This window comes from Rhizobium sp. WSM1328 (genome assembly GCF_057653715.1).
The window spans coordinates 13,770-31,330 of record NZ_CM172788.1 but is presented as its reverse complement, the minus strand read 5'-3'; the positions used below and the strand labels follow the sequence as shown (position 1 = coordinate 31,330).

General features: G+C 58.9%; 17 protein-coding genes. 12 read left to right on the top strand and 5 right to left on the bottom strand.

Annotated elements, in window-relative coordinates:
* From AC2444_RS00165 to AC2444_RS00140, 6 genes are all read left to right on the top strand, one after another.
* Entirely contained in the window at positions 1–429 is a 429-nt protein-coding gene (locus AC2444_RS00165; protein ID WP_003544875.1) for a Fur family transcriptional regulator, read from the top strand.
* Between the two features lie 27 nt (positions 430–456).
* A complete protein-coding gene (olsA, locus tag AC2444_RS00160) occupies positions 457–1,254 on the top strand; it encodes a lyso-ornithine lipid O-acyltransferase (RefSeq protein WP_012755780.1) in 798 nt (265 codons plus the stop codon).
* Positions 1,255–1,574: 320 nt separating this feature from the next.
* Entirely contained in the window at positions 1,575–2,996 is a 1,422-nt protein-coding gene (miaB, locus tag AC2444_RS00155; protein WP_012755779.1) for a tRNA (N6-isopentenyl adenosine(37)-C2)-methylthiotransferase MiaB, read from the top strand.
* A gap of 18 nt (positions 2,997–3,014) precedes the next feature.
* Positions 3,015–4,064, top strand: coding sequence for a PhoH family protein (locus tag AC2444_RS00150; RefSeq protein WP_003556049.1), 1,050 nt, complete (start codon positions 3,015–3,017; stop codon positions 4,062–4,064).
* A complete protein-coding gene (ybeY, locus tag AC2444_RS00145; protein WP_012755778.1) occupies positions 4,064–4,579 on the top strand; it encodes an rRNA maturation RNase YbeY in 516 nt (171 codons plus the stop codon). Before AC2444_RS00150 ends, ybeY begins: the two co-directional genes overlap by 1 nt.
* Positions 4,576–5,709 (top strand): hemolysin family protein, encoded by a 1,134-nt coding sequence (locus tag AC2444_RS00140; RefSeq protein WP_012755777.1) that lies wholly within the window; start codon positions 4,576–4,578, stop codon positions 5,707–5,709. Before ybeY ends, AC2444_RS00140 begins: the two co-directional genes overlap by 4 nt.
* A gap of 339 nt (positions 5,710–6,048) precedes the next feature.
* Here AC2444_RS00140 and AC2444_RS00135 read toward each other — a convergent pair whose 3' ends face one another.
* The 3 genes from AC2444_RS00135 to pdxR all read right to left on the bottom strand — a co-directional run bounded on the left by AC2444_RS00135 (position 6,049) and on the right by pdxR (position 8,536).
* A complete protein-coding gene (locus AC2444_RS00135) occupies positions 6,049–6,339 on the bottom strand; it encodes a chorismate mutase (protein WP_012755776.1) in 291 nt (96 codons plus the stop codon).
* Positions 6,340–6,455: 116 nt separating this feature from the next.
* Complete coding sequence (locus AC2444_RS00130; RefSeq protein WP_026157551.1) at positions 6,456–6,905, bottom strand: carboxymuconolactone decarboxylase family protein; 450 nt, start codon at positions 6,903–6,905, stop codon at positions 6,456–6,458.
* Between the two features lie 209 nt (positions 6,906–7,114).
* Entirely contained in the window at positions 7,115–8,536 is a 1,422-nt protein-coding gene (pdxR, locus tag AC2444_RS00125; protein WP_012755774.1) for a MocR-like pyridoxine biosynthesis transcription factor PdxR, read from the bottom strand.
* Positions 8,537–8,762: 226 nt separating this feature from the next.
* On the opposite strand from pdxR, the gene AC2444_RS00120 reads away from it, so the two are divergent.
* From AC2444_RS00120 to AC2444_RS00100, 5 genes are all read left to right on the top strand, one after another.
* On the top strand, positions 8,763–9,398 hold the full coding sequence (locus tag AC2444_RS00120; RefSeq protein WP_012755773.1) for an FMN-dependent NADH-azoreductase: 636 nt from the start codon (positions 8,763–8,765) through the stop codon (positions 9,396–9,398).
* A 609-nt stretch (positions 9,399–10,007) separates the two neighbouring features.
* Complete coding sequence (locus AC2444_RS00115; protein WP_012755772.1) at positions 10,008–11,387, top strand: acetamidase/formamidase family protein; 1,380 nt, start codon at positions 10,008–10,010, stop codon at positions 11,385–11,387.
* Positions 11,388–11,389: 2 nt separating this feature from the next.
* Positions 11,390–11,983, top strand: a complete 594-nt coding sequence (locus AC2444_RS00110) for a hypothetical protein (protein WP_012755771.1) — start codon at positions 11,390–11,392, stop codon at positions 11,981–11,983.
* Between the two features lie 60 nt (positions 11,984–12,043).
* Positions 12,044–13,036, top strand: a complete 993-nt coding sequence (locus AC2444_RS00105; protein WP_012755770.1) for a nitrilase-related carbon-nitrogen hydrolase — start codon at positions 12,044–12,046, stop codon at positions 13,034–13,036.
* A gap of 72 nt (positions 13,037–13,108) precedes the next feature.
* Positions 13,109–13,615 carry a DUF302 domain-containing protein gene (locus AC2444_RS00100; RefSeq protein ID WP_012755769.1) on the top strand — a complete coding sequence of 169 codons (507 nt, stop codon included), beginning with the start codon at positions 13,109–13,111 and terminating at the stop codon, positions 13,613–13,615.
* Positions 13,616–13,729: 114 nt separating this feature from the next.
* Here AC2444_RS00100 and AC2444_RS00095 read toward each other — a convergent pair whose 3' ends face one another.
* Together AC2444_RS00095 and AC2444_RS00090 are read right to left on the bottom strand one after the other, a co-directional pair.
* The gene (locus AC2444_RS00095) at positions 13,730–14,050 is read right to left on the bottom strand and encodes a DMT family transporter (protein ID WP_017995854.1); all 321 of its coding nucleotides are present in this window, start codon (positions 14,048–14,050) and stop codon (positions 13,730–13,732) included.
* Positions 14,051–14,314: 264 nt separating this feature from the next.
* The gene (locus AC2444_RS00090) at positions 14,315–15,577 is read right to left on the bottom strand and encodes an adenylate/guanylate cyclase domain-containing protein (protein ID WP_012755768.1); all 1,263 of its coding nucleotides are present in this window, start codon (positions 15,575–15,577) and stop codon (positions 14,315–14,317) included.
* A gap of 366 nt (positions 15,578–15,943) precedes the next feature.
* Here AC2444_RS00090 and lnt point away from each other — a divergent pair, with 366 nt between their 5' ends.
* A complete protein-coding gene (lnt, locus tag AC2444_RS00085; RefSeq protein ID WP_012755767.1) occupies positions 15,944–17,548 on the top strand; it encodes an apolipoprotein N-acyltransferase in 1,605 nt (534 codons plus the stop codon).
* Positions 17,549–17,561: the final 13 nt, after the last annotated feature.

Below are 17,561 nucleotides of genomic sequence, written 5' to 3'. Positions count from 1 at the left end.
ATGACTGATGTAGCCAAGACCCTTGAGGAGCTTTGCACCGAACGCGGCATGCGCATGACCGAGCAGCGCCGCGTGATCGCGCGCATCCTGGAAGACTCGGAAGACCATCCCGACGTCGAAGAACTCTACCGCCGCTCGGTGAAGGTCGATGCGAAGATCTCGATCTCGACCGTCTATCGCACCGTGAAACTGTTCGAGGATGCCGGCATCATCGCCCGCCACGACTTCCGCGACGGACGCTCGCGCTATGAAACGGTGCCGGAAGAACATCACGACCATCTTATCGACCTGAAGACCGGCACGGTCATCGAATTCCGCTCGCCGGAGATCGAAGCGCTGCAGGAGCGCATCGCCCGCGAGCACGGCTTCCGGCTGGTCGACCACCGCCTCGAGCTCTACGGCGTTCCGCTGAAGAAAGAAGATCTCTGAAGCAATGGCAGCCCGGGAGACCAGCATTTGATCGCCTGGCTGCGCATCGCCTTCGCCGCGGTCGTTATCCTCGCCGTCAGCATCGTGCTCATGCCGCTGCAGGTACTGGCGCTGCGGTTCGACTGGCGGCTGCGGCGCAGGCTTCCCGGCACCTGGCACCGGATCGTCTGCTATTGCCTCGGCATCCGCGTCCGCGTCACGGGCAAGCTGGAAGATCGCCGGCCGCTGATGCTCTGCTCCAACCATTCCTCCTGGCTGGATATCATGGTGATGTCGGCCGTTGCCGACGTCGTCTTCATCGCCAAGATCGAGGTGCGTGACTGGCCGATCTTCGGCACGCTCGCCAAGCTTCAGAAGAGCGTCTTCGTCGTGCGCGAGGAGCGGCGCAAGACCGGCCATCAGGCAACCGAGATCGCCGGGCGCATGGCCGACGGTGAGATCGTCGTGCTCTTCCCCGAAGGCACGACCTCGGACGGCAACCGGCTGCTGGAGGTCAAGTCCTCGCTGTTTGGCGCCGCCGCGATGGCGGTGCCCACGTCACCGACGGGAACGGTCGTGGTGCAGCCGGTGGCGGTTGCCTATACCAGGGTGCATGGCATCGCCATGGGGCGTTATCACCGGCGGCTCGCCGCCTGGCCGGGGGATCTCGACCTATTGCCGCATCTCATCGACATCGTACGCTGCGGCGCCATCGACGCCGAAGTTTCCTTCGGCGAGGCGGTGGACTACCGCGCCGAGACCAGCCGCAAGGAGGTGAGCGCGACGATCGCCTTGCGCATCCGCAACCTCCTGAACAGCCGCCTGCGCGGGCGGGAAATCTCTTAGAGCCTTTCCTGGTCAGATTGCAGCATTCTGCCGGAGCAGGTTTTCGTCAGGGCAGAGGCGATTGGCGAAGGGCATACCTCTTGGTACGACCAAGCCGATCGCCTCTGATCCTGGCGGAAAGATGCCCGGCCCTTCGGGTTGGCTGAAACGGGCCGCCTGCTCGATCGGCGGGCTTGGCCGTAGAGCTTGGCTACGACGCGCGCCGGCCGGTCGAGCATTCGACTCCGTTTCAGCCAACAGAATGCTGCAATCTGACCAGGAAAGGCTCTAGAAGAAGATTTCGATTTTCTCTGGCGGCAAAAACCACTAAATAGCGCGCCATGACACAGGATAGCGCCCTTCTCCAGGCCCCCGAGGCAATTCCCAGCGACAGCCTCCACGACGGCAGCAACAGCCGCAAGGTCTTCATCAAGACCTATGGCTGTCAGATGAACGTCTACGATTCCATGCGCATGAGCGATGCGCTCGCCCGCGACGGCTACGAGCCGACGGACGATATGGAAGAGGCGGACCTCGTTCTGCTCAACACCTGCCATATCCGCGAGAAGGCGGCCGAGAAGGTCTATTCGGCGCTCGGACGGCTCCGCGATATGAAAAAGAAGAAGGCGGCGGACGGACGGGAGATGATGATCGGCGTTGCCGGCTGCGTCGCCCAGGCCGAAGGCGAGGAGATCCTGCGCCGCGCACCCGCCGTCGACGTCGTCATCGGCCCGCAGACCTACCACCGCCTGCCGGAAGCGCTACGCCTGGCCAAACAGGGCCAGCGCGTCGTCGATACCGAATATGCGATCGAGGACAAGTTCGAGCATCTGCCGATCGCCGAGAGCCGAAGGATCCGCGCCCGCGGCGTCACCGCCTTCCTGACGGTGCAGGAGGGCTGCGACAAATTCTGCACCTTCTGTGTCGTGCCCTATACACGCGGCTCGGAAGTGTCGCGGCCGGTTTCGCAGATCGTCGAGGAGGCCGAAAAGCTCGCCGACAGCGGGGTGCGCGAGATCACCCTGCTCGGGCAGAACGTCAACGCCTGGCACGGCGCCGGGCCGCAAGGTGAGGCATGGAGCCTCGGCGACCTGCTCTACCGGCTGGCCGAGATCCCCGGCCTTGCGCGGCTGCGTTATACCACAAGCCATCCGCGCGACATGGACGACCGGCTGATCAATGCCCATCGCGACCTGAGCGCACTGATGCCCTATCTGCACCTGCCGGTGCAATCGGGCTCGGACCGCATCCTGAAAGCGATGAACCGGCGCCATACGGCCGCCGAATATCTCACGCTGATCGAGCGCATCCGCACGGTGCGGCCCGACATCGCGCTGTCGGGCGATTTCATCACCGGCTTTCCGGGGGAGACAGATGAGGATTTTAAGGATACATTGAGACTTGTGGAGGAGGTCCGTTATGCACAGGCCTTCTCGTTCAAATACTCGACGCGGCCGGGCACGCCCGGCGCGGAGCTGAAGGACCAGGTGCCGGAAGAGATCAAGGCAGAACGGCTGGAACGCCTGCAAATGCTTCTCCTGAAGCAGCAGCAGGAATTTGCCGAATCCTGCATCGGCAAAGAGATCGACCTGTTGCTCGAAAAGCCCGGTCGCATGCCGGAACAACTAATCGGACGTTCTCCCTGGCTTCAATCCGTGAATGTTGATGCAAAAGCATCGCAAATCGGTGACATTATCAAAGTGCGAATCACAGGAACCGGAACAAACAGCCTGTTTGCGGAACGCGCAGAGGCTGCGGTTTAACCCAAGGAGCCCGACCGCTTGAACGGACAAGAATTGGTTTCTTCTTCACCGCGCCACCCCCGCACGCCGAGCGATACCAATCACTTCGTCCTGACGTTCGAGAACAACCGCTTCGCCAGCGAGCTCTTCGGTCAATTCGACCAGAACCTCAAGCTGCTCGAACAACGGCTGAACATCGATGCGCGGGCACGCGGCAATTCGGTCGTCATCACAGGCGATGTTGTGACCACCAACCAGGCGCGGCGCACGCTCGACTATCTCTATGAAAAACTTCAGAAAGGCGGCAGCGTGGAACAATCCGACGTCGAGGGCGCAATCCGCATGGCGGTCGCCGCCGACGATCAGCTCAGCCTGCCGACCATGGAGCGCAAAGCCAAGCTGACGATGGCGCAGGTTTCCACGCGCAAGAAGACGATCATCGCCCGCACGCCGACGCAGGACGCCTATATCAGGGCGCTGGAACGCGCCGAGCTCGTCTTCGGCGTCGGCCCGGCCGGCACTGGCAAGACCTATCTTGCCGTCGCCCATGCCGCCCAGCTCCTGGAGCGCGGCGCGGTCGAAAAGATCATCCTGTCGCGCCCGGCCGTCGAGGCCGGCGAACGCCTCGGCTTCCTGCCCGGGGACATGAAGGAAAAGGTCGACCCCTATCTTCGCCCGCTCTATGACGCACTCTACGACATGATCCCGGCCGACAAGGTCGACCGGGCGATCACTGCCGGCGTCATCGAAATCGCGCCGCTGGCCTTCATGCGCGGCCGCACGCTCGCCAACGCCGCCATCATCCTCGACGAAGCGCAGAACACGACGTCGATGCAGATGAAGATGTTCCTGACGCGTCTCGGCGAGAATGCGCGCATGATCGTCACCGGCGACCCGAGCCAGATCGACCTGCCGCGCGGCGTCAAATCCGGCCTCGTCGAGGCCTTGCAGCTTCTGAACGGCGTCGAGGGAATCTCGATCGTGCGCTTCACGGATACCGACGTCGTCCGCCACCCGCTGGTCGGGCGCATCGTCAGGGCCTATGATTCCACGTATGCCGTCGCCGAAGACGTCAGCCGGCAGGGCTAATGGCCGAACTCGACATCCAGATCAGCGTCGAGGACATCGGCTGGCCCGGCGAGGAGACGCTGCTGTCGTTTTGCGAACGCGTGCTCGGCGCAGCAGTGGTCTATCTCAGCGACAGCGAGAAGCAGCCCTTCCCGACGTTGCCGCCCGAGGTTTCGCTTGTTTTCACCGACGATGCCTCGATCCAGGACATCAATGCGGAATGGCGCGGCAAGGACAAGGCGACCAACGTGCTCTCCTTTCCGGCCTTTCCGGTTCAGCCCGGCAAGATGCCCGGCCCGATGCTCGGCGACATCATCATCGCCCGGGAGACGCTGGAGCGGGAAGCGGCCGAGCTCGAAAAGAGTTTCGACGACCACCTGACCCATCTTCTGGTGCACGGTTTCTTGCATCTTCTCGGCTACGACCATATGAATAGTGCCGAAGCCGAAATTATGGAGGGGCTGGAGACTCGCATTTTGGCCCAGCTCGGCCTATCTGATCCCTACGAGGGTCAAGACCTTAAAATGGAACCATGAGCGACTTTACGACGAAGCCGGCGGCAGACGCCAAGGACTCCGAGCCATCCTCCTCTTCCGACGAGGCGGGCAGTAGTAGTCGGCCATCCGGCCGATCGCAATCCTTCTGGTCGCGCGCCGCGCGTATCCTTCGCCCGCAGCAGGGCTCGCGACTGCGTGAGGATCTCGCCGACGCGCTGATGACCGATGCGGCCGGCGACGACGCCTTTTCGCCCGACGAACGGGCGATGCTCAACAACATCCTGCGTTTTCGCGAGGTCCGCGTCGCCGACGTGATGGTGCCGCGCGCCGATATCGAGGCGGTCGACCAGAACATCACCATCGGCGAGCTGATGATCCTCTTCGAGGAATCCGGCCGCTCGCGCATGCCTGTCTATGCCGATACGCTCGACGATCCGCGCGGCATGGTGCACATTCGCGACCTGCTCTCCTATGTCGCCAAGCAGGCGCGCAACAAGCGCCGCGGCCCGGCGAAGCCGGCCGCTGCCGTGCCGGCGATCGAGGTCGCGCCCGAAAACATCCACAAGGCCACGCGTTCGGCCAAGCCGAATTTCGATCTCGCCCGTGTCGACCTGCAAAAGACGCTGGCCGAGGCCGGCATCGTCCGCAAGATCCTGTTCGTGCCGCCGTCGATGCTGGCGTCCGACCTGTTGCGCCGCATGCAGGTGAACCGCACGCAGATGGCGCTCGTCATCGACGAATATGGCGGCACCGACGGGCTGGCCTCACATGAAGATATCGTCGAAATGGTGGTCGGCGACATCGATGACGAACATGACGACGAAGAGGTGATGTTCAAGCGCGTCGCCGAGGACATGTTCATCGCCGACGCCCGCGTCGAGCTCGAAGAGATCGCCCAAGCGATCGGGCCGGATTTCGACATCAGCGAGCAGGTCGACGAGGTCGATACGCTGGGCGGCCTGATCTTCTCAGCACTTGGCCGCATCCCGGTGCGCGGCGAGGTCGTCCAGGCGCTGCCGGGCTTCGAATTCCACATCCTCGACGCCGATCCCCGCCGCATCAAGCGGCTGCGCATCACCCGCAAGCGCCACGCGATCCGCCGTCGCGCCAAGGCGGATGGTGACGCAGCTCCCGGCGACGACCGGCCGGCGGAATCGACCGCCAACTGACAGAAGGGCGCGATCCCGGATATCGGAAAAGCGCTGGGCCTGCCCGAGGACCTGATCAAGGCTTGTCCTCTGGTCTCTGGGCGTGGTTAGAATCCGGCGGCGAGAAGCCGGTCGAGAAATTGCACGCGGCCGCTTCAGGTCTGGCTTACGGTGAGCCTCAAGCGAAAAGCCCGACTAATTATCGAATATCGAAACCCGTCGGCATCACCGAGATCATCTTGGGGGAGCATTAGGAACGGCCTTGCGATCAGTCACAGACAATGCCGTGGATTTCCCGATATTGTTCCAACTGTTCTTTCGGACCGCCGAACGAGACCTTCTAAGAGCGCTGCGTCGCGATCACCTTGCCGCGGCTGCCCGATGGTGTCGGATCACTTCGTCGATCGTGAAGGTCAGAAATTTCTCGGCAAAGTCAGGGTCTAAACCCGATGTCGACGCGAGTGAGCGCAGTCTTTGGATCTGTGATTGTTCGCGCTCGGGATCAGAGGCGGGGAGTCCTTGCCTAGCCTTGAGCGCCCCAATCGCCTTTGTGCAACGGAAACGTTCTGCCAGCATATGCATCAACGCGGCGTCAATGTTGTCTATCGAGGCACGCAAGGCGAGGAGCTCGTGCGGAAAAGTCGATGTCATCGTGGGTACCCTTTAGTTGTGGTCACGTCTGTTTGTCGCGACACTGTCGCGCAAAATCCAAGACACATTTGGCCAATGGATGCGTTGGCAAAATCTGAACAACCGGCGAGGCTGCTTCAAGCTTTTCCAGAGAGCGTTGAGCGGAACGCCATCCCGATTCGATTCAGAGCGTTCATCAGGGCAATCGCATATGTCAGGTCCGCTAGTTCCTTGTTGTTGAATTCGACAGCAGCAGCCTCATAATCGCTATCAGGAACGCCGGTTTCGGCGACACGTGTTACGGTTTCCGCCCACGCCAGCGCGCTTCGTTCGCGGGCGTTGAATAGGTGACCAGCGTTTCGCCATATGGGCACTTGCCCGAGCTTCTCAACGGTCAGCCCTAACTCCAAGAGACTGCGGGAATGTACGTCGACGTAAAGCGCACTGCGATTCATTTGCGAAACTCGTAGATAAACCAGATCGAACAGTTGCTTGGGAAGGTCGCTCTTCTCAACAGCGGCGCGAACGCCCGCGAAGGCGTTGAAACCGTCAGGGGAAGCACTGGCACAATCAATGCGATCCGCCATGAAGAAATCCATGTTGCGACTGTAGGACGGATCATGTCCAATCTCGCACCAGTCGAGAAGGGCCATGAAGCAACTTGCGCACTGGGCCATGCAATCCTTGATGGACACTACCGGCAAAAGGCGATCGTTTCTTTTTGAAGGAGCTGCCCTTGGAACTGCCGCTGACGGCAAGATTGCGCCCTGCCGCACAAGTTCTGAAAATTCACTATTCACATGAGTTGCAATATCCGCTTTGCGAGGTGCTCCGCCACGCTTTGGCTGCCAATGTTCGTGAAGTTGACGAGCAGGGCCGCCGGCGCTTCCGAAAGCATCGTCCAATCGGCCAAGGCCTCCGCGTAAAGTCCGCTTTCCCGCATACGCGCTGAAAGCAAGCGGTCTGAGTGCTGGTTTTTCAGCTGGAGAATCAAGTGCATCCCACCCGGTTGGGAGGCAATGCTCATGTGCTTTCCAAGGACCGTCTCGAGGCCTATCGCCGTTGCTTTCCTGCGCTGAGCATAAAGTTTTCGCATCCGTTGGATATGACGCGCGAAGTGCCCCTCTTTGATGAACGCGGTGACGATGGCTTGTGTAAGCTCAGGACTCCCTCCCGCTAAAGTTTGGCTGATATGCTCAAACCGCTCGACCAGGTCTTCCGGGACGACAAGATAAGCTAGTCGAAGACCCGGAAAGAGAACCTTGCTGAAGGTGCCGGAATAGAGGACACGCCCATTGCGATCCAAGCTCTTTAGCGCGGGCAGCGGACGACTAACGTAGCGGTACTCGCCGTCATAGTCGTCCTCGATAATCCAAGACTTACTTTTCGCGGCCCAGTCCAGGAGCGCTAATCGCCGCGGCAAAATCAAAGACATGCCCAGTGGACTTTGGTGTGCGGGCGTCACAACGGCTGCAACAGCGCCATGGGCCGCCTTCAAGCCATCGGATATCACCATCCCGTCTTGATCCACTCGCACTGGGACGGTCGTGATTTGCATGTGTCTGAATATCTCTCGCGTTGGCGGATACCCCGGATCCTCAAGCCAGACGTGGTCTCCTGCCTTCAACAAAGTGTCGGCGATCAGTTCTATGGTGTGGCGATAACCTGATGTTATGAATACCTGAGAAGGTGAGCAGCCAATTCCTCGCGAAACCTGCAGGTAAGTTGCGATCTCCGTTCGCAGTGCGGGTAGGCCGTATATTGGAGGATGGACCATATCAGACGGCTGCATAGCGCGGACGCATCCCGCGCCCAGCCGCGCCCAGATCTTCCGAGGAAATGCATCGAGGGCTGGCAAGCCCATCTGAAACGGCAAAATGGAATCCGGACGAAAGCTAACCTCCGCTGCATTGCTTATTTGCTGCAGGGCTGGGACAGGCACAGGCGTGAGCGTACTGAGGCCCGGTGTTACAACGGTACCTGCTTGACCGTGTGATTCGATGTATCCCTCGGCTGCGAGCAAAGAATATGCCGATTCGATCGTACCTCTTGCCAAACCGAGTTCTTTTGTCAGCGCCCGCGCCGAGGGTATCCGGTCCCCGGGCTTCAAAAGGCCCGAGGCAATGGCGGCGCGGAACCGATCGTAGATTTGCCGATAGAAAGGCACGCCTGCGTTCGGATCTAGTGGCGGGAAGTCGTTGCTCTTCGCGACGGTCATGGGCCAGTCGTCATTTCAGCTTCGCTGCAAAGATCTGTACCATATCGTCCAGTGAACCGACAGCACGAAGGTCACCGATCTTGTGACGTGAGTGTCGTAAGCGCCGGTACCGGAAATCGCATTGATGGTCCAGATTCGTTTACCGTTCTTGGACCTTGGGTCTGCTTTGACCGGCCTGTACGCTCATTGATGCGGCCGGTGCTGCGCAAGATCAGGAGTGAATCCAATGAGAGTGCTTCATGTCAGCTGCAGTCCTCGCGGGGAAGCATCCGAGAGCTATCGACTCTCGCAACAGATCATCAGCCAGTTGCGGCAGAGCGATCCCGACACAACGGTAATCGACCGTGTGATTGGCCAAGGCGTCATCCCGCCGATCGACGAGGATTACGCGGTTTCCCAAGGCTCCTCCAAAGACGTGTCTCAACTCGGATCCATGGCCAAGTCTGAGGAGTTGATACTGGAGCTGGAAACTGCGGACGTCGTGGTCATTTCTACGCCAATGCATAATTTGACGCTCCCCGCGACCTTGAAGTTGTGGATCGATCATATCGTTCGAACGCGGAGGACCTTCAATATCAGCAAGTTTGGAAAGGTCGGGACGCTACAGGATCGCCCCGTCTTCGTCGCCATCTCCTCGGGCGGTCGATTCTCCGGTGAGCACCCGCAGCAACCCGACTTTCTCACGCCATACCTGACAGCAATCCTAGGCATGATCGGCCTACATAACGTAGCGATATTCTCGGTCCAAGGAACAGGCTCGCACGTCAATGAGCTTGCTTCGATAAGACGCAACACGGATCAATTGGTCCGAGAACACTTTGCCTCTTTCCATCCCGATCTGATCGCGGTGCCAACTTACTGATCGAGAATGGTGGGTAGGCTTAAAGTCGCAGGGTCAACTTTCAGTGCTGTCGGCTTCGATCGTTATCGCGCCAAGCTTGCTAAATCTGACAACAACGCGTTCGTCAGCGACCTTCAGCAATCTACTTATTTTCAAGGTTGCGGCAGATTGCACTGCTCGGCAACCTGCGCAAAATGCGAACGTCCGTTTGCATGATCCCGATAAGATGTTCTTTGCCGATCCGGCCGGAGGCCAACGCCCAACTTGAACCGCAGCGGTGGCGGCCCATGAGAGGCAATGTCTTCATTTAGAACGACTATCTGAGCCTTCCGCAGCCAGCAGGTGGGTTACGGGACATGCCCTAGCCTGCCGAGGCTGCGTGCGAAAGAGTGCGTGATGGCCCTAGTGTGACGCAACGCACTCATGGACTAATAATGAAGTCTAATCATGGTCCTTCTATCGAAATCTCGATTTCAATAAAACAGAAGCAGATCGTCGCTGCATATGCGGCACGCTCTTTTCGCCAATATGTCAAAGCATCGACGAACCTATCGCGAAATAGACCTCGAATTCGCGGGGATATATTTTTGCGTGTTGCGTTCCTCGTCTCCAAAATGGAAGGAAATTGCCATGAACAGCCGTATCGACTATCGAAAGACTTCAGCTGCGGTTTCCAGAAATTTCAACGGGTTTCAGGAGCCCTTGCAAAAGATCAGCAAGTGGGCTGCGGTTCCTCGCATCCCAGCACACTGCGTAAGGTCAAAATTTGCATGTGCTGCACCTGCAGTTGCGATGTTCCTTGTTGGAAGCGGTGCCTTCGCCGATACCAGTGACGTCAAGGGGCCAAGGCCAGTGATCGTCGCGAAGTCGGGCGAACATTGCAAGGATGATCCAAACTGCTTTAACCGAGTTCACTATGCGGTTAAGCCAGTTGCGCGTGTGAAGCCTGGCCAGAAATTCATTCTCGAGACCCGTGATGGGCTGGATTCCGACCTTGATTTTTCGTCGACCGCGGAGGACGTCGCGGCCGTCGACCTGAACCGCTGCCACCCCCTGACGGGCCCCGTCTATATTGAAGGGGCCAAGAAGGGCGATTCTATTGCCGTGACAGTGGTGGACATCGAGCCTGACGAATTCGGGACGACCACGGTCGTTCCGGGATTCGGTTTCCTGAGAGATCTGTTCACCGATCCATACATTGTTCACTGGGATCTGAACCGCCTGGAAGCACGCTCCAAAGACATGCCCGGCATCTCGGTGCCAAACAACTCCTTCATGGGTACCATTGGTGTGCTTCCAGACAAGGAAGAACTTCAAAAATGGCTTAAGCGCGAGCAGGAGCTTGCCGATGCAGGCGGTGCAGTGCTGACGCCGCAGCCAGTTGAAGCGCTACCAGCAGATCTCTGTGGCGTCGATGGCACAGCAAAGTCCGAATGCCTACGCACCGTTCCGCCGCGTGAGAACGGAGGGAACGTTGACGCCAGGGAAACAATTGTCGGTACGACGATATTGTTGCCATGCTTCATCGACGGTTGTGGTCTGTTTGCCGGTGACGTCCACTTTGCCATGGGCGGCGGCGAGGTGGCCGGAACCGCCATCGAGACGGGTGGTAGGGTGACACTCGAGGCCCAGGTCAGACCTGGTGGTGCCAAGCTTCAGACTACAATGCATTTCGAAGGCGGTTCACAGCTCAAGCAGCTTGCGCCATCGAGTTTCTACGCGATCTCAGGTCTCCCGGTTAAGAGTGAAGGCGAACTGCCTGTTTTTGAGACCTACCTTGGTGGTGAGAAGATTGCTCCGCTCGCAAACCTCTCGGAGGATCTCACGCTAGCAGCGCGAAACGCCACGCTCAACATGATCGATTTTCTGGTCAAGACCAAGGGACTCACCCGCGAGCAGGCTTACGTTCTGACCAGTGTCGCTGTCGACCTCAACATAGCGCAGGTCGTCGACTACCCCAATGTGGGGGTTACGGCGATCTTGAATCGCGACGTGTTCAAGGAGCAATGATCATGCAACGCCGCACCCTATTGACCTTAGGCACAGGCTTAGCCGTTTCAGTGCTTACGGGGTTCCGCCCGGCGGCTACGACCACCGAGACACACCACAGGCCCGCCGGACTTTGGTTCGCCGATATGGAACCCGACGGCTTGACGCGGACCTACCGCCGGTACCGCCTTCTGCTCGTCGGTCAGAGAGACGATGCAGTCGCGAGTGACCTGTCGGAATCGGCAGTAGAGGTGCTGGAACGTTTTCTGCCTGCTTCGCGCGCAAGACTGATCCGCGCCGCTGACACACGGCGCGTCGGGGTCCTCATCGGCACACGCCAGCAGGATATCGCCATCATGACGAGGGAGAGCGCCGAGGCGCTCTTCGCCGCCGGACCGCCCTTCGCCGATATTCGCAATCTGCCATTAAGGCTCATCGTGTCGTTCGACAGCCACGTGCTGGTGAGCCGAACGGATTTTCCGGACAGTCATGCCTATGCCGTCGCGCAAACACTGACCGAGCACAAAAACCTACTGCCGAGACCTGCCGTCGCACCCGATGGGCTGATCCCCGTGCACCGAGGAGCTCACGCTTATTTTACGGGCGAAACCATCTGACAATCGTGACGACGTGAGCATCACACCTCGTGTGACCAGCAATCAGAATTGAGGTTGACAATGACAATCGTAAAGGCCGCCGCGGTCCAGATCAGTCCCTCGCTTTACAGCCGTGAAGAAACGGTCGACAAAGTCGTCACCAAGATCGCCGACCTTGGTGACAAGGGGGTCCAGTTCGCGACCTTTCCCGAAACGGTCGTCCCATATTACCCGTATTTCTCCTTCGTCCAGTCCGCCTATGACTTGCGGACAGGAAAAGAGCATCTGCGATTGCTGGATCAATCGGTCACCATCCCATCTGACACCACACGCACCATCGCTGAAGCCTGTAAGCGAGCGAGGGTGGTCGTTTCCATAGGGGTCAATGAACGCGACGGGGGCACGATCTACAATACCCAGTTGCTGTTTGATGCCGATGGTACTTTGTTGCAGCGACGCCGCAAGATTTCACCGACCTTCCATGAAAGGATGATCTGGGGATATGGAGACGGGTCTGGCCTTCGGGCTGTCGACAGCGCGGTGGGACGTATCGGCCAACTCGCATGCTGGGAGCATTACAATCCGCTTGCGCGCTTCGCGCTCATGGCTGATGGCGAGCAAATTCACTCGGCAATGTATCCCGGCTCGTTTGGGGGGGATCTGTTTTCCGAACAGATGGCTGTCAACATCCGGCAGCACGCGCTGGAATCCGGTTGTTTCGTGGTCAATGCAACAGCCTGGCTCGACCCGCAGCAACAGGCCCAGGTCATGGAAGACACCGGCTGTAGTATCGGTCCGATTTCCAGCGGCTGCTTTACCGCGATTGTCGCACCGGACGGCAGCTTGATCGAGGAACCATTGCGCTCAGGCGAAGGCGTCGTGATTGCTGATCTCGACTTCACCCTGATCGACAAACGCAAACAGCTGATGGATTCACGCGGACACTATAGCCGGCCCGAACTGCTCAGTCTGTTGATCGATCGTACGCCGACAATTCACGTGCATGAGCGCATCACGCCGTCCGTGCCGACGAATACTGCCGAGGTCACTGAAGGAGGTCCTGCGTTGGTCTGATTACCGCATCAGCTTCGCCCTCCGGAACTTGATCGTTGAACTCTCACCGTCGGCTTTTGAAAGGATACAACGATGACCGACAGCAACGGAATAAGCGTGGTTCGCACCCCGGTCTGGATCGAGCATATTCGCATCGTATCCAAAAGATCATTCGACCAGGTCAAGACGAAGATCGAAAAGCTGCCTCACTTTGACAATGGGATCCGGAAAATACTTCGGGATGGCGACTTCGTCAGGGTCAAGAAGGAGTTGGAAAGATTACAGGGCAGCGCCGGGCTGATCATATTTTCCGTGGCAACGCACGGGGACTGGCTGGCGATTCGTGGCGGAAGCCGCCACGCGCTTCAATACGTTATCGGCAATGTGCTGATTTCTAGCGAAATGACGAAGCACCAGCTGCCAGCAGGATTGTACGCGCCATTGAGGATCATGCTCTATGAAAATGAAGAAGGGACTGCGACCTTGGAATACGATCGACCGTCGGATCTATTTGGGCAGTTCAACGATGATAGAGTGACAAGCGTCGCGGAGCATCTCGATCAACAAATCTATGATTGCCTGGTTGCGGCAGCGGCCTGATATCCTCGAGCAATTCCCGCGAGGCAGACAAGCGATCTTACATCCGCTGCCTTTAGGTGAAGTGCGAACCTAGCAGGCAGTCATGCATGCCCTGGAGCTGGGCGATAATGGCGGTCATTGCGCCGATACGAGTTTGAGACCAATCACTCCCGATAAGATCGCCATGATGCAAACGAACCTCATGGGTGTTGGCGGGTCACCAAGAAACATCATCCCGAAAATGGCCGTTCCCGCCGCGCCGATGCCCGTCCAGACGGCGTATCCGGTTCCGACTGGGAGTGTGCGCAGGGAAAGTGAAAGGAGAAATACGCTCGATAATCCAGCCGCGATTGTAATCAGCGTCGGTATTAGCCGCGTGAAACCTTCGGACATCTTCATGCACAAGGCAAATGCGATTTCGAGGATGCCGGCAATACTCAATAATGCCCATGCCATCGGTTAATCCATTCTTTGTTTGCCGGGCTTACCGCCCGCCATGGTGGTCGGTGCCTGTTTTACGAGTTAGGAATTCCTCTTGTGTCTGGGAGCGATGGTTGCGGAGAAAGCACCTTGTTCAGAGGCACATCGGCATTCCAATACGGTGGACGACGATCCGGCTGGGCTGGTTGAAAAGTGACCCTCGGGTCGACGTTCCGAAGTGGCTTCGAATGGGTCACGCCCAATCCCCACATCGCAAGGATTGGAACATGCCTATGCCGTTTAAGAGCAAGCTTGTTTGGATATGCTTCCGGAATGAGGCACGTCGATCGTCAGCTTGCGATCCAACTCTGGGCCTTGAAAGAGCTCAACGGGTCTTTCGAAACCCTTCAATTGGCGATGCCCGATGGGAAGGCGCTCACAACCAATGTGTGCTTCCACAAATGAACGCGACATCAGCAGTTGGCGACTTTCCTCGCTGCAAACATGTTGTATCCGGTTCACCAGATTGACGTCTGGTCCGATCAACGTGAAATCAAGACGGCCGCCGGAGCCGATGTTTCCATAGTTGACGATGCCATAGTGCAGCGCGATGCCAACATCCATCTTGATACCGGTGGCTTCTGCCGTTCGGGTCGAGATTTCTATCGCGGCGTTATAAGCGGAGGCTGCCGCCCATTCGGCACTATACGCCGGGAAGAAAGCCAAAACGGCATCTCCCATGAACTTGGCGACTTCACCACCGTTGCCTGTAATCGAAGGTACGACCTTATCGTAGTAACAATTGACGAATTGCATGACCTCCTGGGGTGGCAGGCGGTTGGAAAGTTTGGTGAAACCCCGCAGGTCGCAAAGCAGCAACGCCGCGTCGATGGACTCAACCTCGCCTTGCCGTATGTGGCCAGCCCGAACACGTTGCGCCGTGTAGGGGCCGATGTACGTATCAAGCATGGTGTTCCCCACTTTTCGAAGCGTCAGTAGTTCACAGACGTTACGAAGCGCGGGCGAAACGCGCTGAATGATTTGGCGCTCAATGTCGGTAAAGCCGGTCGGTTTTCGCGTCGCAAAAGAGGCGGTGCTAACCGGGCCGTCAGAATTGCAGAGAGGTGAGACGATCAATTGCTCGAGGTTGCGATCCGCGAGGGTCCTCAGACACTGCCAGCTTGCTCCGACGCCGCTACGGCCAACCACGACTGTTCTTCTCGTCCGCATTGCGTGAGATATTGCGCTATCCATGAACGCCAGGCTAATGGTCCCGTGTTGGCGGTCCTCGATATCGACGGGTTCTTCCTCCGTCCAGGCAATGCTCCTACCGAAATATTCTGGATGCAGCGTTATAAGGTAGAGTGCCAATCGATCGACTGGTACTCCAATTGCTCGAAGTCGGCGGCCCAGTCCTGAAATGACCCCTGCCTCATCCAGTGCATGGCATTCGTCTCCGGCCAGCCAATCGATAATCGGCGAAGCCGAGGCGACCTCGGCGCCATGCACCAGTTTGTCCGTGCCCCGAGCAGCAACGGTATTATTCTCCACGGGTAGAAGCATGTTACGGTCCTTGTTGTGAAACTGACAGCCTACCGTGCTGCAACTGGCCACAAGCAGAAAGAGCCAAGAACCTTGTCTTCGGTTAGGGCATAAAGGGGCTCTTGCCGGGACTCTCGCCGACGATGCCTCGGCAACGCCTTGGCTCTGGCTCGACAGGTCGGTACCTGAGGAAGAAATCCTGCGGCCCCTCCCGCGGGACGGGCGGCAGAGCGCTCCCTTGCAGCCAATGCTTCTAAAGCGCTTGCGCCAAACGCTTTCGCCAACAGCCTGCGCTCATGCGCGCAATGGCGACCCAACTGACGGGACAAAGAGCCGCTTTTTTGAAAGACTGCGGATGGGTTGATTCGCGGTTTGATGGGAGTGCGCATGGAGCGGCTTGCGGACAGGGTTATCCTCGTCTGGGGTTTCAAACGGTCGCTGCTGGCCATCGCCGCCGGGGCCTTCGCGGTGCTGGCGCTGCCGCCCATCGGCTTTTTCGCGGCGATGTTCGTTTCCTTCACGCTGCTCGTCTGGCTGATCGACGGGGCGGCGGCTTCGCCTGAAAGCGGCCTGATCGGCAGGCTGTGGCCGGCGTTTGCCACCGGCTGGCTGTTCGGTTTCGGCTATTTCGTCGCCGGCCTCTGGTGGGTTGGCCATGCGCTGCTGGTCGATCAGGAAGAATTCGCCTGGGCGCTGCCGCTGGCAATCCTCGGGCTGCCGGCCTGTCTTGCGATCTTCTACGGGCTGGCGGCCGCCCTTGCCCGCATCTTCTGGTCTGATGGCATGGGGCGGATCGCCGCGCTTGCGGCAGGCTTCGGGCTGATGGAATGGCTTCGAAGCGTGATCCTCACCGGCTTTCCCTGGAACGCCATCGGCTACGGCATGATGCCGGTTCCGCTGATGATGCAGTCGGCGCATCTGATCGGGGCGATGGGCGTGACGGCCCTTGCCGTCTTCGTCTTTTCCGCGCCTGCCCTTGCCGGGACGCGGCAAGGGGCGCGGCCGGGCATCGCGCTCGCCGTCCTGCTCTTTGCCGCCCATCTGGGTTATGGCGCTTACGCTCTCCATCTCGCGCCGCGGCCGGACATATTGCCTGAGGACAAGCGGCCGGTGGTGCGGCTGGTGCAGCCGGCGATCGACCAGACAGAGAAAATGGATAACGACGTCGACCGCGCCACGATCTTCGAGACGCATCTGAAGCTCTCGGCCGAAGCGCCGAAGAATGGCGGGCGCAAACCCGACATCATCGTCTGGCCGGAAACCTCGATCCCCTTCATCCTGACCGACAACCAGGATGCGCTGACGCGGATTGCCGATACGCTCGACGACAATCAGATCCTGATTGCCGGCGCCGTACGCGCCGAGGAGATGGGACCGGGTACGCCGCCGCGCTACTATAATTCCATCTACGTGATCGACGGCCGCGGACAGATCATCGCCGCCTCCGACAAGGTGCATCTGGTGCCCTTCGGCGAGTATCTGCCCTTCGAGGACGTGCTCACCGAATTCGGCATCCAGAACGTCGTCGAGGTTCCGGGCGGCTTTTCGGCCGCGGCAAGCCGGCACCTGCTGGCGCTGCCCGGCGGGCTCAATCTCTATCCGCTGATCTGCTACGAGATCATTTTTCCCGGCGAAATGACCGGTGACATTAAAGACGCCAACGCAATCCTCAATATCACCAATGATGCCTGGTTCGGCTTGACGCCCGGCCCCTACCAGCATTTCCAGCAGGCGCGCGTGCGGGCTGTCGAAACCGGCCTGCCGTTGATTCGCGACGCCAATAACGGCATTTCAGCGCTGGTGAATGCCCATGGGGAAATTATTGCGGGCCTCGATCTTGGAGAAACCGGCTTCGTCGATGCAACGCTCGATAGCATCGGTGCGGGACTTGGAACGACAATCCCCCGGCAAACATACTTCTGGTTGACCGAGGCACTGCTGATTTTGATTGCGCTAATTTCTCGCAGAGGTTTTATTTCCGGGTTGAATTGACCAAAAACCCCTA